18 protein-coding genes are annotated in these 17,697 nt (G+C 56.1%); 14 read left to right on the forward strand and 4 right to left on the reverse strand.

Annotated features, from left to right (window positions below; genetic code table 11):
- Positions 1-11: 11 nt before the first annotated feature.
- Positions 12-695 carry a TVP38/TMEM64 family protein gene (locus tag M2433_RS09650; RefSeq protein WP_429057140.1) on the reverse strand — a complete coding sequence of 228 codons (684 nt, stop codon included), beginning with the start codon at positions 693-695 and terminating at the stop codon, positions 12-14.
- A gap of 6 nt (positions 696-701) precedes the next feature.
- Positions 702-1,508, reverse strand: coding sequence for an exodeoxyribonuclease III (xthA, locus tag M2433_RS09655; protein ID WP_032645347.1), 807 nt, complete (start codon positions 1,506-1,508; stop codon positions 702-704).
- A 433-nt stretch (positions 1,509-1,941) separates the two neighbouring features.
- Here xthA and astC point away from each other — a divergent pair, with 433 nt between their 5' ends.
- The 7 genes from astC (at position 1,942) to ves (ending at position 9,661) form a co-directional block, all read left to right on the forward strand.
- On the forward strand, positions 1,942-3,162 hold the full coding sequence (gene astC / locus M2433_RS09660; protein ID WP_429057143.1) for a succinylornithine/acetylornithine transaminase: 1,221 nt from the start codon (positions 1,942-1,944) through the stop codon (positions 3,160-3,162).
- The gene (gene astA / locus M2433_RS09665) at positions 3,159-4,193 is read left to right on the forward strand and encodes an arginine N-succinyltransferase (protein ID WP_059310976.1); all 1,035 of its coding nucleotides are present in this window, start codon (positions 3,159-3,161) and stop codon (positions 4,191-4,193) included. Before astC ends, astA begins: the two co-directional genes overlap by 4 nt.
- The gene (astD, locus tag M2433_RS09670; RefSeq protein ID WP_429057146.1) at positions 4,190-5,677 is read left to right on the forward strand and encodes a succinylglutamate-semialdehyde dehydrogenase; all 1,488 of its coding nucleotides are present in this window, start codon (positions 4,190-4,192) and stop codon (positions 5,675-5,677) included. The genes astA and astD overlap by 4 nt, the downstream gene beginning before the upstream one ends.
- Positions 5,664-6,989, forward strand: coding sequence for an N-succinylarginine dihydrolase (astB, locus tag M2433_RS09675; protein ID WP_429057148.1), 1,326 nt, complete (start codon positions 5,664-5,666; stop codon positions 6,987-6,989). Before astD ends, astB begins: the two co-directional genes overlap by 14 nt.
- Positions 6,990-6,998: 9 nt before the next feature.
- Positions 6,999-7,964: a succinylglutamate desuccinylase gene (astE, locus tag M2433_RS09680; RefSeq protein ID WP_429057150.1), complete on the forward strand. Its 966-nt coding sequence runs from the start codon at positions 6,999-7,001 to the stop codon at positions 7,962-7,964.
- A 338-nt stretch (positions 7,965-8,302) separates the two neighbouring features.
- Positions 8,303-8,797, forward strand: a complete 495-nt coding sequence (spy, locus tag M2433_RS09685; RefSeq protein ID WP_429057151.1) for an ATP-independent periplasmic protein-refolding chaperone Spy — start codon at positions 8,303-8,305, stop codon at positions 8,795-8,797.
- Positions 8,798-9,094: 297 nt separating this feature from the next.
- Positions 9,095-9,661, forward strand: a complete 567-nt coding sequence (ves, locus tag M2433_RS09690) for an environmental stress-induced protein Ves (RefSeq protein WP_429057153.1) — start codon at positions 9,095-9,097, stop codon at positions 9,659-9,661.
- Here the strand turns inward: ves and cho are convergent.
- A complete protein-coding gene (cho, locus tag M2433_RS09695; protein ID WP_429057155.1) occupies positions 9,630-10,508 on the reverse strand; it encodes an excinuclease Cho in 879 nt (292 codons plus the stop codon). The two genes, ves and cho, sit on opposite strands and share 32 nt — an antisense overlap.
- Before the next feature lie 150 nt (positions 10,509-10,658).
- Complete coding sequence (gene nadE, locus M2433_RS09700; protein WP_429057158.1) at positions 10,659-11,486, reverse strand: ammonia-dependent NAD(+) synthetase; 828 nt, start codon at positions 11,484-11,486, stop codon at positions 10,659-10,661.
- Positions 11,487-11,718: 232 nt separating this feature from the next.
- On the opposite strand from nadE, the gene osmE reads away from it, so the two are divergent.
- The 7 genes from osmE (at position 11,719) to chbG (ending at position 17,571) form a co-directional block, all read left to right on the forward strand.
- Entirely contained in the window at positions 11,719-12,063 is a 345-nt protein-coding gene (gene osmE / locus M2433_RS09705; RefSeq protein WP_010430142.1) for an osmotically-inducible lipoprotein OsmE, read from the forward strand.
- Positions 12,064-12,344: 281 nt separating this feature from the next.
- Positions 12,345-12,662, forward strand: a complete 318-nt coding sequence (gene chbB / locus M2433_RS09710; RefSeq protein ID WP_008500676.1) for a PTS N,N'-diacetylchitobiose transporter subunit IIB — start codon at positions 12,345-12,347, stop codon at positions 12,660-12,662.
- 80 nt (positions 12,663-12,742) lie between these two features.
- Positions 12,743-14,101 (forward strand): PTS N,N'-diacetylchitobiose transporter subunit IIC, encoded by a 1,359-nt coding sequence (gene chbC / locus M2433_RS09715; protein ID WP_047348880.1) that lies wholly within the window; start codon positions 12,743-12,745, stop codon positions 14,099-14,101.
- 47 nt (positions 14,102-14,148) lie between these two features.
- Positions 14,149-14,496, forward strand: a complete 348-nt coding sequence (chbA, locus tag M2433_RS09720) for a PTS N,N'-diacetylchitobiose transporter subunit IIA (protein ID WP_047348879.1) — start codon at positions 14,149-14,151, stop codon at positions 14,494-14,496.
- A gap of 29 nt (positions 14,497-14,525) precedes the next feature.
- On the forward strand, positions 14,526-15,344 hold the full coding sequence (chbR, locus tag M2433_RS09725; RefSeq protein ID WP_429057162.1) for a transcriptional regulator ChbR: 819 nt from the start codon (positions 14,526-14,528) through the stop codon (positions 15,342-15,344).
- 110 nt (positions 15,345-15,454) lie between these two features.
- Entirely contained in the window at positions 15,455-16,810 is a 1,356-nt protein-coding gene (locus M2433_RS09730; protein WP_429057165.1) for a 6-phospho-beta-glucosidase, read from the forward strand.
- A gap of 11 nt (positions 16,811-16,821) precedes the next feature.
- Positions 16,822-17,571: a chitin disaccharide deacetylase gene (gene chbG / locus M2433_RS09735; RefSeq protein WP_429057167.1), complete on the forward strand. Its 750-nt coding sequence runs from the start codon at positions 16,822-16,824 to the stop codon at positions 17,569-17,571.
- The last annotated feature ends 126 nt before the right edge of the window (positions 17,572-17,697 follow it).

Raw genomic sequence — 17,697 nt, forward strand, 5'->3', positions numbered from 1 at the left:
CGCATAATGCCTCACTTTTTGAAGGAAGAGGGGTTACGGGAAAACAGCCGGCGAGTGACCAGCGGTAATAACCCCAGTAGTGTAAAGGCGAATATCATGCCCGGCGACAAAATATCGCGGAGCGAGGACACTTTTCCCAGCTCGCGCCCGGCGTTCAGAAAGATAACCGTGGCGGGCAGCATGGCGACCTGGCTGACCCACCAGTAGCGGCAGACTCCAATGCGGGTCAGCCCCATCAGCAAATTCACCAGGAAAAAAGGAAACAGCGGCATCAGGCGCAGGGCAAAAAGATAGCGCGCACCGTCATGCGCCATGCCGGCGTTGACCGTTATCATCTGCCGGGCAAACCGGCGCTGCACCCAATCCCGCAGCAGATAACGGCTGGCCAGCATCGCAAGCGTGGCCCCGAGCGTCGAGGCAAACGAGACCAGCAGGGTGGCTTCCCACAGGCTAAACAGCGCACCGCCCAGCAGGGTCAGGATCGCCGCGCCGGGTATCGACAGGGCGGAGACCAGCACATAAAGCGCAAAAAAGATCAGCGCGCTTTGTAATGGCGCGCGGTCGACGTGGGAGAGTAATGCCTGCTGGTGAGTTTTAATCCCTTCCAGAGAGAGGGTGCCCGGGGGAAGCAGGACAAACGTCAGAATAAATGCGCCCACAAGGGCGCACAGGAAAACGATTTTTCGACCGTTCACGCGTCATTACAGCTTGAATTTAGCCCACACCGGCGCGTGATCGGACGGTTTTTCCATGCTGCGGATATCGTAGTCGATCCCGGTTTCAATGCAGCGCTCCGCCAGCGGCGAGCTGGCCAGCAGGAGATCGATACGCAGGCCGCGGTTGTCGTCGAAGCCTTTTGAACGGTAGTCAAACCACGAGAAGCGGTCCTGCGTTTCCGGGTTGGCATTGCGGAAGGTATCCACCAGGCCCCAGCCCAGCAGGCGCTCCATCCATTCGCGCTCTTCCGGCAGGAAGGAGCATTTACCGGTACGCAACCAGCGTTTGCGGTTCTCTTCACCAATACCGATATCCAGATCCGTCGGGCTAATATTCATATCGCCCATGATCAGGACCGGATTCTCTTTTTTGAGTTCGGTTGTCAGGAAGTCCTGCAAATCCTGATAAAACTTCGCCTTGGCCGGGAATTTGGTCTCGTGATCACGGCTCTCACCCTGCGGGAAATAGCCGTTAATGACCGTGATATTCCCGAGCGCAGAGGGTACTTCCGCCATGATGATGCGGCGCTGCGCCTCTTCACCGTCGCCCGGGAAGCCGCGACGCACGGAAACCGGCGGCGCTTTGGTGAGCAGCGCGACGCCATAATGCCCTTTCTGACCGTGATAAAAGACGTTGTAACCGAGTTTTGCCACCTCTTCGAGGGGGAACATATCGTCGTGAACCTTGGTCTCCTGCAGGCCGATCACATCTGGCTGATGTTGCTCAACGATAGCTTCAAGCTGATGAGGGCGGGCACGCAGGCCGTTGATATTAAAAGAGACAAATTTCATAGTCGCTGCCAGTGCAAGGTGAATAGTGCAAGGATGGTAGCAGAATTTGCGTCAACTGTTACGGGGATCGACCAATAACTGCGACAGATAATGCCGGTGGTGCAATATTTGCACCATTTTGACGCGCTTCGCCCTCAAACAGGGCGTAAATGACCGATAAATTTCGCGAGCGATCACAATTCCAGAATTATATTTGGCCTGTGCATACTCTTTCTGATTTTCATGCGGCAAAGCGCCGCTTGTCGTAAAAATATTCACTTTTTATGCATTAATAGTGAATAACACCATGTTGTAACTCATTGATATTCTGTTACCCCAAGTCGTTTATGCATTTTTATCGCTGGCTGGCACGAAGGCTGCAATCTACATTCACAATGCAAACACTCAATTATTTAACATTCAAATAACTTTTTATTTACCGGATGAGGTCGCTATGTCTCTGTCAATTACGCGTGAAAATTTCGATGAATGGATGATGCCGGTTTACGCGCCGGCGGCTTTTATTCCGGTTCGTGGGGAAGGCTCGCGCCTGTGGGACCAGCAGGGTAAAGAGTATATCGACTTTGCAGGTGGGATTGCGGTGAACGCGCTGGGTCATGCGCACCCGGCGCTGCGTCAGGCGCTGAACGACCAGGCCGCGAAGTTCTGGCATACAGGGAACGGCTTTACCAACGAGCCCGCGCTGCGCCTGGCGAAAAAGCTGATCGACGCGACGTTTGCCGAAAAAGTCTTCTTCTGTAACTCGGGGGCGGAAGCCAACGAAGCGGCGCTGAAGCTGGCGCGCAAATACGCGCACGACAAGTTTGGCACGCACAAGAGCGGGATTGTGGCGTTTAAAAATGCATTTCACGGACGCACGCTGTTTACCGTGAGCGCAGGCGGTCAGCCTTCCTACTCGCAGGATTTCGCACCGCTCCCGCCGGATATTCATCACGGCGTCTTTAACGATCTGCAGTCCGCCAGCGAGCTGATTAACGACACCACCTGCGCGGTGATTGTTGAGCCGATGCAGGGCGAGGGCGGCGTCCTTCCGGCGCAAAAAGCGTTCCTGCAGGGGCTGCGCGAGCTGTGCGATCGCCACAATGCGGTGCTGATTTTCGATGAAGTGCAGACCGGCGTGGGCCGCACCGGCGAGCTGTATGCCTATATGCACTACGGCGTCACGCCGGACGTCCTGTCTACCGCCAAGGCGCTGGGCGGCGGCTTCCCGATAGGGGCGATGCTGACTACCGATAAATTCGCCAGCGTGATGACCGTGGGCACCCATGGCACCACCTACGGCGGCAACCCGCTGGCAACCGCCGTTGCCGGACAGGTTCTCGACATCATTAACACCCCTGAAGTGTTGAAGGGCGTTAAGCAGCGTCACGACTGGTTTGTTGAACGCCTGAATGCCATCAACGGCAAAACGGGAATGTTTAAAGAAATTCGCGGGCTGGGGCTGTTAATTGGCTGCGAGCTCACCCCTGAGTTTGCCGGGAAAGCTAAACTTATTTCACAGGAAGCGGCAAAAATGGGCGTGATGGTGCTGATTGCCGGTGCCAACGTGGTGCGTTTTGCCCCTGCGCTGATTGTCAGTGAGGAAGAGGTGCAAACCGGTCTGGATCGTTTTGCGCTGGCGTGTGAACAGGTGAAGTCCGGGGTGTCATCATGATGGTCATCCGTCCCGTTGAGCGCGGCGATATTGCCGGGCTCATGCAGCTTGCCGGTAAGACGGGAGGCGGGCTGACCTCGCTTCCTGCCGATGAAAAAACGCTGTCGGCGCGCATCGAGCGCGCCCTGCAAACCTGGCAGGGGACGTTGCCAAAAAGCGAACAGGGGTATGTGTTCGTGCTGGAAGACACCGACACGGGGACCGTGGCCGGGATCTGCGCCATCGAAGTGGCCGTCGGGCTTAACGACCCGTGGTACAACTACCGCGTCGGCACCATGGTTCACGCCTCGAAAGAGCTGAACGTCTATAACGCGCTGCCCACGCTGTTTCTCTGCAATGACCACACGGGCGCCAGCGAGCTCTGCACGCTGTTCCTTGACCCGGCGTGGCGCAAAGAGGGCAACGGCTATCTGCTCTCCAAATCGCGCTTTATGTTTATGGCCGCCTTCCGCGATCGCTTTAACGAAAAAGTGGTCGCTGAGATGCGCGGCGTGATCGACGATACAGGCTACTCGCCGTTCTGGGAGAGCCTGGGCGAGCGCTTCTTCTCGATGGAGTTCAGCCGGGCGGACTATCTCTGCGGCACCGGTCAGAAAGCGTTTATCGCGGAGCTGATGCCGAAGCATCCTATCTATACCCATTTCTTAACGCCGGAAGCGCAGGCGGTGATCGGCGAAGTGCATCCGCAAACCGCGCCTGCCCGCGCGGTGCTGGAGAAAGAGGGCTTCCGCTACCGTAACTACGTGGACATCTTTGACGGTGGGCCAACGCTTGAATGCGATATCGACCGCGTACGCGCAATCCGTAAAAGCCGGCTGGTTGAGGTTGCTGAAGGTCAGCCCGCGCCGGGTGACTGGCCGGCGTGCCTGGTGTCGAACGAAAATTACGCCAACTTTCGCGCCATGCTGGTGCGTACCAACCCGAAATGTGAACGTCTGGTGCTGACGGCTGCAGAACTGGATGCCCTGAAATGTAACGCCGGCGATACGGTTCGCCTGGTGCGTCTCTGCCCTGAGGAGAAAACAGCATGACATTATGGATTAACGGTGACTGGGTCACGGGCGAAGGCGAGCAGCGCGTAAAGACCAATCCGGTTGGAAAAGAGGTGCTCTGGAAGGGGCATGACGCCAGCGCCGCGCAGGTTGAACAGGCCTGCCATGCCGCTCGCCGCGCGTTTCCGGCGTGGGCAAAACAGCCCTTCGCCGTGCGCCTGGCGATGGTAGAAAAATTTGCCGGGCTGCTGGAGGCGAACAAAGCCGAACTGACGCGCGTCATCGCCTCAGAAACCAGCAAGCCGCGCTGGGAAGCGGCAACGGAAGTGACGGCGATGATCAATAAAATCGCCATTTCGGTGAAGGCGTACCACACCCGCACCGGCGAACAGCACACCGACATGCCGGACGGTGCGGCCACGCTGCGCCACCGTCCGCACGGCGTGCTCGCGGTGTTTGGTCCGTACAACTTCCCGGGACATCTGCCGAATGGCCACATTGTGCCCGCGCTGCTGGCGGGCAATACCGTTATCTTCAAACCGAGTGAGCTAACGCCGCTTACCGGCGAGGCGGTGGTGAAGCTGTGGGAACAGGCTGGCCTGCCGCCGGGCGTGCTGAATCTGGTGCAGGGCGGGCGCGAAACCGGTCAGGCGCTGAGCGCGCTGAGCGATATCGACGGCCTGCTGTTTACCGGCAGCGCCGGTACGGGCTATCAGCTGCATCGCCAGCTGGCGGGGCAGCCGGAGAAAATTCTGGCGCTGGAGATGGGCGGCAACAACCCGCTGATTGTGGAAGACCCTGACGATATCGACGCCGCGGTGCACCTGACGATTCAGTCCGCCTTTATTACCGCCGGACAGCGTTGCACCTGTGCCCGCCGTCTGCTGGTGAAAAGAGGCGCGCAGGGGGATGCTTTCCTGAAACGCCTGGTCGAGGTGAGCGCGCGTCTGGTGCCAGCCGCGTGGGACGCCGACCCGCAGCCGTTTATCGGTGGGCTGATTTCCGAGCAGGCCGCGCTGAACGTGCTCAAGGCCTGGCAGGACCACGTCGCGCGGGGCGGGAAAACCTTACTCGAGCCGAAGCAGGCTCAGCCGGGTACCTCGCTGCTGACGCCGGGCATCGTTGAGATGAGCGGGGCGAGCAACGTGCCGGATGAAGAGGTCTTTGGCCCGCTGCTGTGCGTCTGGCGCTATGACGATTTTGATGCGGCGATTGCAATGGCCAATAACACCCGCTACGGCCTGTCGAGCGGGCTGATTTCGCCGCATCGCGAGAAGTTTGAACAGCTGCTGCTGGAAGCGCGCGCCGGGATTGTTAACTGGAACAAGCCGCTTACCGGGGCGGCGAGCACCGCGCCATTCGGCGGCGTGGGCGCGTCGGGCAACCATCGCGCCAGCGCGTGGTATGCCGCGGACTACTGCGCATGGCCAATGGCGAGCCTGGAAACCCCGGCGCTGACGCTGCCGGAAACGCTCAACCCGGGACTGGACTTTACCGGAGGGGATCGTCATGAAAGCGCGTGAGGTCAACTTTGACGGGCTGGTGGGGCTGACGCACCACTATGCCGGTCTCTCCTTTGGTAATGAAGCCTCGACGAAGCACCGCTTTCAGGTCTCCAACCCGAAGCTGGCGGCGAAGCAGGGGCTGCTGAAAATGAAGGCGCTGGCGGATGCCGGCTTCCCGCAGGCGGTTATTCCGCCGCAGGAGCGCCCGAACGTGGCGGTGTTACGCCAGCTCGGCTTCACCGGCAGCGATGAGCAGGTGGTCGAAAAAGCAGGCACGCAGACGCCGCACCTGCTCTCTGCGGCAAGCTCCGCCTCCTCGATGTGGGTAGCAAACGCCGCGACCGTCGCGCCGTCAGCCGATACGCTGGATGGCAAAGTCCATCTGACGGTGGCGAACCTGAACAATAAATTCCACCGCGCCACCGAAGCGGAAACCACCGAGCGCGTGCTGCGCGCCATTTTTAATCATGACGCCCATTTTGAGGTGCATCAGGCCCTGCCGCAGGTGGCGATGTTTGGCGACGAAGGCGCAGCCAACCATAACCGTCTGGGGAGCGATTACGGCGATCCCGGCGTGCAGCTGTTTATCTACGGGCGCGAGGAGGGCGGTCATTCCGCCCCTGTTCGCTATCCCGCCCGCCAGACGCTGGCGGCCAGCCAGGCGGTCGCCCGCCTGAACCAGGTCAATCCTTCACAGGTGATTTTTGCCCAGCAAAACCCGCAGGTGATCGACCAGGGCGTGTTCCATAACGACGTGATTGCCGTCTCTAACCGGCAGGTGCTGTTCTGCCACGAGCAGGCGTTTGCCCATCAGGAGAAGCTGCTCGCCACGCTGCGTGAACGCGTGCCCGGCTTTATGCCGATTCAGGTGCCAACGCGGGCGGTCAGCGTGCAGGATGCGGTCGAAACGTATCTGTTCAATAGCCAGCTGCTGAGCCGCGACGACGGCAGCATGATGCTGGTCCTGCCGCAGGAGTCGCAGGATCATAAAGGAGTGTGGCGATACCTGACGGAGCTGGTGAAAGCCGATAACCCGATTGACGAGCTGCGCGTGTTTGACCTGCGTGAAAGCATGGCTAACGGCGGCGGTCCGGCCTGTTTACGTCTGCGCGTGGTGTTAACCCAGGACGAAATGCAGGCGGTGAACCCGGCGGTCATGATGAACGATACGCTCTTTACGCGGCTGAATGACTGGGTCGAACGCTACTATCGCGACCGGCTAACGCAGGCCGACCTGGTCGACCCGCAGCTGCTGCGCGAAGGGCGCGAGGCGCTGGACGCGTTAACATCAATCCTGCAGCTGGGATCGGTTTATCCGTTCCAGCGCTAAGGAGTGGGTATGGAAAATTTACTGGCGCTGACCCTGGCCGACGAAACGCCGGAACAGCGCGAGGGGGAGGGCCCCTCATTTCGCTGGCGCTGGCTGGGACGCGGGGTGCTTGAGCTGACGCCGGACGCAAAAAGCGCGCTGTCGCTGCTGCTTTCAACGGGCATTCACGGGAATGAAACGGCGCCCGTTGAGATTGTTAACCTGCTGCTGCGCGCGCTGTATCGAGGTGAGATTGCGCTCAAGTACCGCGTGCTGGTGGTGCTCGGAAACCCGCCTGCGCTGGCGCAAAACAAGCGGTATCTGGTGAGCGACATTAACCGCATGTTCGGCGGGCGCTGGTCGCAGTTTCCGCAGAGTGACGAAACGGCGCGGGCACAGTGGCTGGAGAACGTTGTGACCGCGTTTTTTGCCGAGGCGGGGCCCGCGCGCTGGCATCTCGATCTGCATACGGCGATCCGCGCCTCTTACCATGTCCGCTTTGGCGTCCTGCCGCAGCGCAATCAGCCGTGGGATGAAGCGTTCCTGAGCTGGCTGGGTGACGCCGGGCTGGAGGCGCTGGTATTTCATCAGTCGCCGGGCGGGACGTTTACCCACTTTACCTGTGAAAATTTCGGCGCGCTGGCCTGCACGCTGGAGCTGGGAAAAGCGCTGCCGTTCGGCCAGAACGATCTGTCCCGCTTTGCGCCAACGCACCTTGCCCTTCGGGCGCTGCTGGCCGGAACGACTCCCGAGCACGCGCAACAGCACGTTGAGCGGTATCGGGTCGTACAGCAGATCACGCGCCGCAGCGACGCCTTCCTGCTTCATATGGCCGCGCACACCCTGAACTTCACGCCGTTCCGCAAAGGGGCGCTGCTGGCGGAAGATGGCGAAGAGCGTTACGAGGTGCACAAAACAACCGAGTATGTTTTATTCCCTAACCCCACCGTGGCGTTTGGCCTGCGGGCCGGATTGATGCTGGAAAAAATAACCTGAACGTTTCCCCTCTCGTCATCCGGGAGGGGAAATACAACCTTTTTTCTTAACGATTGAAGCGCTCACCCTTCTTTTGCGGAATATTCCTGGTGAATTGCTTTATTATTAATCTTCACTTCGCTATACTTCTGCTAAATTTCTTTAAAATCATCGCCTTGAATATTTTTTGTTGCAACTCTCCACGCTTTATCCTTATTTCCTCCACATTTGGCGAAAATTTGTTTTTTACACTTTCATTGTTTTACCGTTGCTCTGACTAATTGACGATAAACCCCGTAAAGTTAATCTCGTCAACACGGCACAGCGCCGAAGAATAACTGAAAGAAAGGAAATAAATTATGCGTAAGTTTACTGCACTGTTTGTTGCTTCTACCCTGGCTCTGGGCGCTACCAGCATGGCGTTCGCCGCAGATACCGCGACCACCGCTGCCGCGCCTGCTGAAGGCAAAATGATGATGCATCATAAAGGCAAGCCGGGTATGCACAACGAGATGATGATGTTTAAGGATCTCAACCTGACGGATGCGCAGAAGCAGCAGATCCGCGACATCAGGAAAGGCGAGCGCGACGAGATGAAACGTCCTCCGCTTGAAGAACGTCGTGCGATGCATGACATCATCGCCAGCGACAGCTTCGATAAGGCAAAAGCCGAAGCGCAGATCGACAAAATGGCCGAGCAGCACAAAGCCCGCATGCTGGCGCACATGGAAACCCAGAACAAGATCTACAACATTCTGACTCCGGAACAGAAAAAGCAATTTAATGCGAATTTTGAGAAGCGTCTGACAGAACGTCCGGCGATGGAAGGTAAAATGCCAGCACCAACCGAATAATCGGTTCACTCTCTTAAGACCGCCGGGATCCTGTCCACAAAAGCGCAACCGCTGTGGACAGGACCGGCGGTTTTTCTTTCCAGCCCTCTTGTCTGCCGCCGCCAGCGCGGTATTCTCCTGTGGTCGCGTCAGAGAATGTTTGTAGAGTCATGGCGTTAGAATTTTTTTTAACGTTCTGCTAAGGCCTGTCCGCTCTGCTGCCGATACTGTGTCTGTGAATACCCAACGATAACAAACAAGACAGCAACGATAGCGATATCCTTGCCCTGGCACGGGTTGTGCCATTCAGGAGTGGTGATGGAGTTCTTTGATATCCGTAAGATGCCGGTCAGCCTCTGGCGCAACGGTGCTGGCGAAACGCGCGAAATTTGTTGTTTCCCTCCCGCAACGCGCGATTTTCACTGGCGTGCCAGTATCGCGACTATCGCCAGCAACGGCGAATTTTCCTCTTTTCCCGGCGTCGATCGGGTGATTACCTTGCTGGAAGGAGGGGAGGTGACGCTCGATGCCGGTCAGGCGTTCTTTCATACCCTGAAGCACCATCAGCCCTACAGCTTTGCCGGCGACCTGCCGGTAAAGGCGCTGCTTTCGGATGGAAAGATGGCGATGGACTTCAACATCATGACCCGCCGCGACTGCTGTCAGGCGAAGGTGCGCGTTGCCGACCGTACCTTTACCACCTTTGGCTCACGCGGGGGCGTGGTTTTCGTGTTAAGCGGTGCGTGGCAGCTGGGCGATAAATTGCTGACAGCCGATCAGGGTGCCTGCTGGGAGGAGGGGAGCCATACTTTGCGTCTGCTGGAGTCCCAGGGCACCCTGTTGTTCAGCGAAATCACGTGGCTGCCAGGCCATTCAGCTCAATGACCTCAAACTTACCGGCTAAAACAGGTTTACAGAGAATTTTGTAGCCATCGTGGTCAAATCCGGCGGGGGTGCGCAACAGGGTTGCCGCGTCGTTGATATTGTCGACGGCGCCCAGCCAGAACCAGTTGTTGACGATGTGGTACTGGGTCATCGCTTCACCCACTTCTTTTAGCGCAACGGCGCCTTCCCAGGGCCAGCAGTTCACGCTGATGGTCGCCAGACCTGCGAGGAGCCGGGCGTGATGCGCCTCAACGCTCTCTTTCCCGCAGCAGGCGCCCGCGCAGCGCTTCAGCGCGGAGCGGAAACAGGCGCGCCCGCGGGTGGTCGCCTCCAGGCCTAAAAGGCTGTAGCAAAGCTGTAGATCGTCTGCCAGGGTTTGCAGCGCCTGAAGTGCCGCGCGCTTATTCGCGAACAGCCCATAGAGATTTGGGGCATGCGAAAAATCGACCTCGCGCGCGTAGACAACCTGCGGTTTGCCGGCGGTTATCTGCAGGGAGCAGAGCTGACGATTGCGGCGCAGGCGCTTGTTGAACAGCGGTTGTTGTTCTTTGATCAAACGCGCTTCCAGCAATAACGCGCCCATTTCTCCCGCCGTCTGGAACCAGGTGATGCGTCGCGACTGCCGCAGCATGGCGGCCTCGTCCGGCGTACGCAGATGGGATAACACCCGGCTGCGAATATTAACGCTTTTGCCAATATAGAGCGGCAGAGTGTCGCTTTCGCCGTGAAAGATATACACGCCCGGCTGTTTAGGTAAGGCCTCAAGCCAGGGGCGAAGGTGCTCGGGATATTCGTAGATAGCCGCCGCTTCAAACTCAAGACGCGGGGCGGATTGACGCCTGCTCACATACTGCTCCATATACTGTTCAGGTATACAGTGTAGCAGGTGTGTGGTGGTTAAAAAAGAGCCGGATGGCCTGATGCCCTCACCCCAACCCTCTCCCAAGGGAGAGAGGGGCAAACACAAAAAACGGTAACCAGGGTTACCGTTTTGCTTTTATTTCTTCCAGAAGTCGTCAAACACCGTAATCGGCGTATGGCGCTTGTGCTCGGTTTTCAGATACCAGCCTTCGATAATCTTCGCGGTACCGTCATCCAGCTTTTTGCCTTCCAGGTAATCATCAATGTTATCATAGGTGACGCCAAGGGCCGCTTCATCCGGCAGGGAAGGACGATCGTCCTCCAGATCCGCCGTCGGTGCTTTCTTATAAAGATGCTCGGGGCAGCCCAGCGCGGCAAGCAGCTGCTTGCCCTGGCGCTTGTTGAGGCGGAAGATCGGGTTGATGTCGGTGCCGCCGTCGCCGTATTTGGTAAAGAAACCGGTGATCGCTTCCGCCGCATGGTCGGTGCCGACGACGACGCCTTTGGTCATTCCGGCGATGCTGTACTGCGCTTTCATGCGCTCGCGGGCTTTCTCGTTGCCGCGAACAAAATCGCTCAGCTCAATGCCCGCTTCGCGCAGCGCCTGCTCGCTTGCCAGCACCGAACCTTTAATATTGACGGTAAGCACGCGGTCAGGCTGGATGAAGGCAATGGCGTCCTGGCAATCCTGCTCGTCTGCCTGTACGCCATAAGGAAGACGTACCGCGATAAACTGCAGCGCCTCATCGCCCGTCTCGTCGCGCAGCTCTGAAATTGCCATCTGGCAGAGTTTACCGGTCAGGGTAGAGTCCTGACCCCCGCTGATGCCCAGCACCAGGGACTTCAGGAAAGCGTTCTTTTTTAAGTACGATTTTAAAAAATCCACGCTGCGGCGGATCTCTTCGTTTGCATCTACCGTGGGCTTCGCGCCCAGTGCCTGAATAATCTCTTGTTGCAGAGCCATCACGCCCTCCATATGCAGTACATAAACGGAATGTGTTAACTGTTAAAACTAACCCTTTGGGCGAGAAACGACAAGGATCACAGTTTCGAGTGCGCTAATTTGCGCCGTTTTAGCAGGTTATCGTTGTTTTATTAGAATTTTCCGAAATTCGTCTGGCGCAAATCACAAAGTTGAACAATAGTACTTTTTATCCCATGCTTAGATAACACGCTGATAAACAAGAGGACGGAATATGAACAAGAACGTAGCAGGAATTCTTAGCGCAGCGGCGGTACTGACTATGCTGGCAGGGTGTACGGCTTACGATCGTACCAAGGATCAGTTTACGCAGCCCGTAGTGAAAGACGTCAAAAAAGGGATGACCCGTTCACAGGTGGCGGCGATTGCCGGTAAACCTTCTTCCGAAGTGACGATGATTCATGCGAAAGGGACCTGCCAGACCTATATCCTGGGTCAACGTGATGGTAAGGCAGAAACCTACTTTGTCGCCCTGGATGATACCGGTCATGTGATTAACTCCGGCTATCAGACCTGTGCTGAATACGATACCGATCCGCAGGCACCTAAGGCGCAGTAACGCTGCTTACCTGAGTATGTTAACAAACCGGCCCATAGGCCGGTTTTTTTATGCATACGTAAATCTTATTTCTTTGCGCGAATTATTTGCCCGAAATGTGAAGGTAGTCAACAAGCCAGGTCAATGAGAGACAATTTAAGTCTATCCAGAATTATCCCCTGTCTGTACCATTGCGTATACTCACTCCAACGATAAACAACAGTACGCAAGCTACCTGTCTGCCGGGACAGCGAGTCGAGTGATAGCGCGATGGCAGGTAGTCATACAAGAGGGAAATTACGATGGAAAAGAAACATATCTACCTGTTCTGCTCAGCGGGCATGTCAACCTCGCTTCTGGTGTCAAAGATGCGTGCGCAGGCTGAAAAGTATGAAGTTCCTGTGGTGATTGAAGCGTTTCCAGAGACGCTGGCGGGCGAAAAAGGCCAGACCGCCGACGTTGTTTTACTGGGGCCGCAAATTGCCTATATGTTGCCCGAAATTCAACGACTGTTACCCAATAAACCGGTCGAGGTGATCGACTCGGGGCTGTACGGCAAGATTGATGGTTTAGGTGTACTGAAAGCTGCTGTGGCAGCCATTAAAAAAGCTGCTAATTAATTTTTATTTTTCCCGTCAAAGAGTTATTTCACACACAATTACGCCGTAACCTCTGTTGCGGCATTTAAGGGTATTTTCCTATGAGTAAAGTCATCGCTTCACTTGAAAAGGTACTCCTTCCTTTTGCTGTTAAAATAGGAAAGCAGCCTCACGTTAATGCCATCAAAAACGGCTTTATTAAATTAATGCCGTTGACGCTGGCCGGGGCCATGTTCGTTTTAATTAACAACGTTTTTCTGAGCTTTGGTGAAGGTTCCTTCTTTTATTCATTAGGAATTCGGTTAGACGCGTCCACTATTGAAACCCTTAACGGTTTAAAAGCCATCGGCGGCAACGTCTATAACGGTACGTTGGGTATTATGTCGCTGATGGCGCCTTTCTTTATTGGGATGGCGCTGGCAGAAGAGCGGAAAGTGGATCCGCTGGCCGCCGGGTTATTATCCGTTGCTGCCTTTATGACCGTAACCCCTTACAGCGTCGGTGAAGCCTATGCCGTGGGCGCCAACTGGCTGGGTGGGGCTAACATCATCTCCGGTATTGTTATCGGTCTGGTGGTGGCGGAGATGTTCACCTTTATTATCCGTCGAAACTGGGTTATCCGCCTGCCGGACAGCGTACCCGCTTCCGTATCTCGTTCATTTTCCGCGTTGATTCCAGGCTTCATTATTCTCTCCATTATGGGGATTATTGCCTGGGCGCTTTCTCACTGGGGCACGAACTTCCACCAGATCATCATGGACTCTATCTCTACGCCGCTGGCGGCGATGGGTGGCGTGGTCGGTTGGGCGTATGTGATTTTCACCTCTCTGCTGTGGTTCTTCGGCGTGCATGGTTCACTGGCACTGGCCGCGCTGGACAGCGGGATTATGACCCCATGGGCACTGGAAAACGTTGCGCTTTACCAGCAGTACGGCTCCGTTGACGCGGCGCTGGCAGCGGGTAAAACCTTCCATGTGTGGGCGAAGCCGATGCTTGACTCCTATATCTTCCTGGGTGGTACCGGGGCGACCTTGGGTCTGATCATCGCGGTCTTTATTGTCTCTCGTCGCGCTGACTACCGTCAGGTGGCTAAACTGGCGCTGCCGTCAGGCATCTTCCAGATTAACGAACCGATTCTGTTCGGTCTGCCAATCATCATGAACCCGGTGATGTTCATCCCGTTCATCCTGGTTCAGCCGCTGCTGGCCGCTATTACCCTGACGGCGTATTACATGGGCATCATTCCACCGGTCACCAACATTGCGCCGTGGACCATGCCGGCGGGTCTGGGCGCCTTCTTCAACACCAACGGTAGCGTTGCAGCCTTCCTGCTGGCGATATTCAACCTCGGGATTGCAACCCTGCTCTACATGCCGTTTGTGGCGATTGCGAACAAAGCCGCCACCATCATCGATGAAGAAGAGAGCGAAGAGGATATTGCCCTCTCACTGAAATTCTAAGATTGACCGGCGCGGGGCAACCCGCGCCAGCCACAAGGAGCTTAAAAATGTTAGATTTGGACAGTATTGTTGCAGAAGAAACTGCAGAGAACGATCTCGAAGAAGTGGTGATGGGTCTTATCATCAACTCCGGGCAGGCCCGCAGCCTGGCATATGCCGCACTCAAGCAGGCCAAGCAGGGGGATTTCGCCGCCGCGAAAACCATGATGGACCAGTCCCGTACGGCGCTGAATGAAGCGCACCTGGTGCAGACAAAGCTGATTGAAGGTGACCAGGGAGAAGGGAAAATGAAGGTCAGTCTGGTGCTGGTCCACGCGCAGGATCACCTGATGACGTCTATGCTTGCGCGTGAGCTGGTGGCGGAGCTAATCGAGCTTCACGAGAAGATGCAGTAAGTCAGACTGAGTAGCAGGAGGTCAGCACGATGGAAATTAAAACCGCACTTGAGCAGCAGCTGTTTAATGGCAAGAATTTTCACGTGGTTATCTACAACAAAACGGAGAGCGCCAGCGGTCTGCACCAGCATGACTACTACGAGTTCACGATTGTTCTGACCGGTCGCTACTACCAGGAGATCAACGGCAAGCGCGTTCTGCTCGAGCGAGGGGATTTTGTCTTCCTGCCGATGGGCTCCCATCACCAGAGCTTTTACGAATTTGGTGCGACCCGCATTCTGAACGTGGGTGTCAGCAGACGCTTCTTTGAGAAGCACTACCTGCCGCTGGTGCCGTTCTGCTTTGTGGCATCACAGGTCTATCGGGTCAAAAACGAGTTTATGACCTGGATTGAAACGGTTATCGCCTCGCTTAACTTCCGCGACAATGAATTTGATGAGTTTATTGAAACGGTAACCTTCTATGTGATGAACCGACTGCGCCATCATCGTGAAGAGCAGCAGGTGACGGATGATATTCCGCAGTGGCTGCGCAGCACCGTTGAGCTGATGCACGATAAGGGCCAGTTCAGCGAAAATGCGCTGGACAATATGGTCTCCCTCTCGGGTAAATCTCAGGAATATCTGACCCGCGCGACGCAGCGTTATTATCGTAAAACGCCCGTGCAGATTATTAATGAAATCCGCATTAACTTTGCCAAAAAACAGCTGGAAATTACCAACTATTCTGTCACCGATATTGCCTATGAGTCAGGATACAGCAGTCCCAGCCTGTTTATTAAAACCTTTAAGAAATTTACGTCATTTACACCGAACAGTTACCGGAAGAATTTAACGGTAATTAATTAACTTTCGGCGGGTTATCCGCCAAAAAATATTGCTTTAATGGCTTGCCCAAATAGCGGGAAGAGTACGCTATACCTTGCAGGCGATTAACCTGATACGCTAAGGGAGATATTATGCAGAAGAAATTAAAAGTCGTAACCATTGGTGGCGGCAGCAGCTATACCCCGGAATTACTGGAAGGTTTCCTGAAACGTTATCACGAACTGCCGGTCAGCGAATTATGGCTGGTTGACGTTGAGGAAGGTCAGGAAAAACTGAATATCATTTTTGACCTGTGTCAGCGTATGGTTGAGAAAGCCGGCGTGCCGCTGACCGTGCACAAAACCCTCGATCGTCGTCTGGCGCTGAAGGATGCAGACTTTGTCACCACCCAGCTGCGCGTGGGCCAGCTTAAAGCGCGCGAGCTGGACGAGCGGATCCCGTTGAGCCACGGCTACCTCGGGCAGGAGACCAACGGCGCGGGCGGCCTGTTCAAAGGTCTGCGTACCATTCCCGTGATTTTCGACATTATCAAAGACGTGGAAGAGATTTGCCCGAACGCGTGGGTGATTAACTTCACCAACCCGGCCGGGATGGTCACCGAGGCGGTGTATCGTCATACCGGCTTCAAACGCTTTATCGGCGTCTGCAATATTCCAATTGGCATGAAGATGTTTATCCGTGACGTGCTGGCGCTGAGCGACAGCGACGATCTCTCCATCGATCTGTTCGGCCTGAACCACATGGTGTTTATTAAAGATGTCATCGTGAATGGAAAATCGCGCTTTGCCGAACTGCTCGACGGCGTGGCCTCCGGTCGCCTGACGGCGGCGTCGGTGAAAAACATCTTCGATCTGCCGTTCAGCGAAGGGCTGATCCGTTCGCTGAATCTGTTGCCGTGCTCCTATCTGCTGTACTACTTCAAGCAGAAAGAGATGCTGGCCATCGAAATGGGCGAGTACTATAAGGGCGGCGCGCGCGCTCAGGTCGTGCAGAAAGTTGAGAAGCAGCTGTTCGATTTGTACAAAGATCCGAACCTGAACGTCAAACCGAAAGAGCTGGAGCAGCGCGGCGGGGCCTACTATTCCGATGCCGCATGTGAAGTCATTAACGCCATTTACAATGACAAGCAGGCGGAGCACTACGTTAACGTGCCGCATCACGGCCATATCGACAACATTCCGGCTGACTGGGCCGTTGAGATGACCTGCATCCTGGGGCGCGACGGCGCAAAACCTCATCCGCACATCACCCATTTTGATGATAAGGTCATGGGTCTGATCCACACCATTAAAGGCTTTGAAGTGGCTGCCAGCAACGCGGCGCTAAGCGGCGAACTCAATGACGTGCTGCTGGCGCTGAACCTCAGCCCGCTGGTGCATTCCGACCGCGATGCGGAGCGGCTGGCCAGCGAGATGATTCTGGCGCATGAGAAATGGTTGCCGAACTTTGCCGCCACGATCGAGAAGCTGAAGTTCAAACAGCCATAAGAGGATGCACTATGGAAAACCTGCTGATCGTTAATGCGGATGATTTTGGCCTCTCGAAAGGTCAGAACTACGGCATTATTGAAGCCTGCCGCCGGGGCGTGGTGACCTCGACAACGGCGATGGTCAATGGTGAAGCGGTGGAGCACGCGGCGCAGCTGAGCCGCGAAGTGCCAGCGCTGGGCGTCGGCATGCATTTTGTACTGACGCTCGGGATGCCGCTTTCGCCGATGCCAGGCCTGACGCGCGACGGACAGCTGGGCAAATGGATTTGGGAACTGGCGGAGCAGGGCGCGCTGCCGCTTGAAGAGATTGCCCGCGAGCTGGAGTGTCAGTTCAACCGCTTTGTTGACGTGTTTGGTCAGGCGCCGACGCACATCGACAGCCATCACCACGTGCATATGATCCCGGCGATTTTCCCGATTGTCGCAGCGTTTGCACAGCGCAAAGGCGTCGCAATGCGCGTGGATCGCGAGGTGCGCGGCTTGCCGGAGGTCACTGTTGCCACAACGCAGGGGTTCAGCAGCGCGTTTTATGGCGAGGAGATCGACGAAGCGCTGTTCCTGAAGGTGCTGGATGATTCCGCTGCCCGCGGTGAAACGTCGGTGGAAGTGATGGCGCACCCGGCGTTTGTTGATAACACCGTGCGTAAGAGCGCCTACTGCTGGCCGCGTCTGGCAGAGCTGGACGTGCTGACGTCGGCTTCGCTGAAATACGCGATTGCCGAGCGCGGGTATCGGTTGGGGACGTTCAGGGATCTGTGAGAAATTTCCCCTCACCCTAACCCTCTCCCCATGTACGGTCCGGGGACATGGTAGACAGGTGTTCGGGGACATGGTGAACACTTTTTAACATCCTTTACCCATGGTGATCGACTTTTTCTTCAGGTC

The organism is Enterobacter sp. AC1 (assembly GCF_050434705.1).
Lineage (GTDB): Bacteria > Pseudomonadota > Gammaproteobacteria > Enterobacterales > Enterobacteriaceae > Enterobacter > Enterobacter cloacae_L.

What these genes read in the sequence shown, in the direction of transcription:
- xthA (WP_032645347.1), bottom strand. Translation starts at nt 1,508, where the DNA reads ATGAAATTTGTCTCTTTTAATATCAACGGCCTGCGTGCCCGCCCTCAT.
- astC (WP_429057143.1), top strand. Translation starts at nt 1,942, where the DNA reads ATGTCTCTGTCAATTACGCGTGAAAATTTCGATGAATGGATGATGCCG.
- astA (WP_059310976.1), top strand. Translation starts at nt 3,159, where the DNA reads ATGATGGTCATCCGTCCCGTTGAGCGCGGCGATATTGCCGGGCTCATG.
- astD (WP_429057146.1), top strand. Translation starts at nt 4,190, where the DNA reads ATGACATTATGGATTAACGGTGACTGGGTCACGGGCGAAGGCGAGCAG.
- astB (WP_429057148.1), top strand. Translation starts at nt 5,664, where the DNA reads ATGAAAGCGCGTGAGGTCAACTTTGACGGGCTGGTGGGGCTGACGCAC.
- astE (WP_429057150.1), top strand. Translation starts at nt 6,999, where the DNA reads ATGGAAAATTTACTGGCGCTGACCCTGGCCGACGAAACGCCGGAACAG.
- spy (WP_429057151.1), top strand. Translation starts at nt 8,303, where the DNA reads ATGCGTAAGTTTACTGCACTGTTTGTTGCTTCTACCCTGGCTCTGGGC.
- ves (WP_429057153.1), top strand. Translation starts at nt 9,095, where the DNA reads ATGGAGTTCTTTGATATCCGTAAGATGCCGGTCAGCCTCTGGCGCAAC.
- nadE (WP_429057158.1), bottom strand. Translation starts at nt 11,486, where the DNA reads ATGGCTCTGCAACAAGAGATTATTCAGGCACTGGGCGCGAAGCCCACG.
- osmE (WP_010430142.1), top strand. Translation starts at nt 11,719, where the DNA reads ATGAACAAGAACGTAGCAGGAATTCTTAGCGCAGCGGCGGTACTGACT.
- chbB (WP_008500676.1), top strand. Translation starts at nt 12,345, where the DNA reads ATGGAAAAGAAACATATCTACCTGTTCTGCTCAGCGGGCATGTCAACC.
- chbC (WP_047348880.1), top strand. Translation starts at nt 12,743, where the DNA reads ATGAGTAAAGTCATCGCTTCACTTGAAAAGGTACTCCTTCCTTTTGCT.
- chbA (WP_047348879.1), top strand. Translation starts at nt 14,149, where the DNA reads ATGTTAGATTTGGACAGTATTGTTGCAGAAGAAACTGCAGAGAACGAT.
- chbR (WP_429057162.1), top strand. Translation starts at nt 14,526, where the DNA reads ATGGAAATTAAAACCGCACTTGAGCAGCAGCTGTTTAATGGCAAGAAT.
- M2433_RS09730 (WP_429057165.1), top strand. Translation starts at nt 15,455, where the DNA reads ATGCAGAAGAAATTAAAAGTCGTAACCATTGGTGGCGGCAGCAGCTAT.
- chbG (WP_429057167.1), top strand. Translation starts at nt 16,822, where the DNA reads ATGGAAAACCTGCTGATCGTTAATGCGGATGATTTTGGCCTCTCGAAA.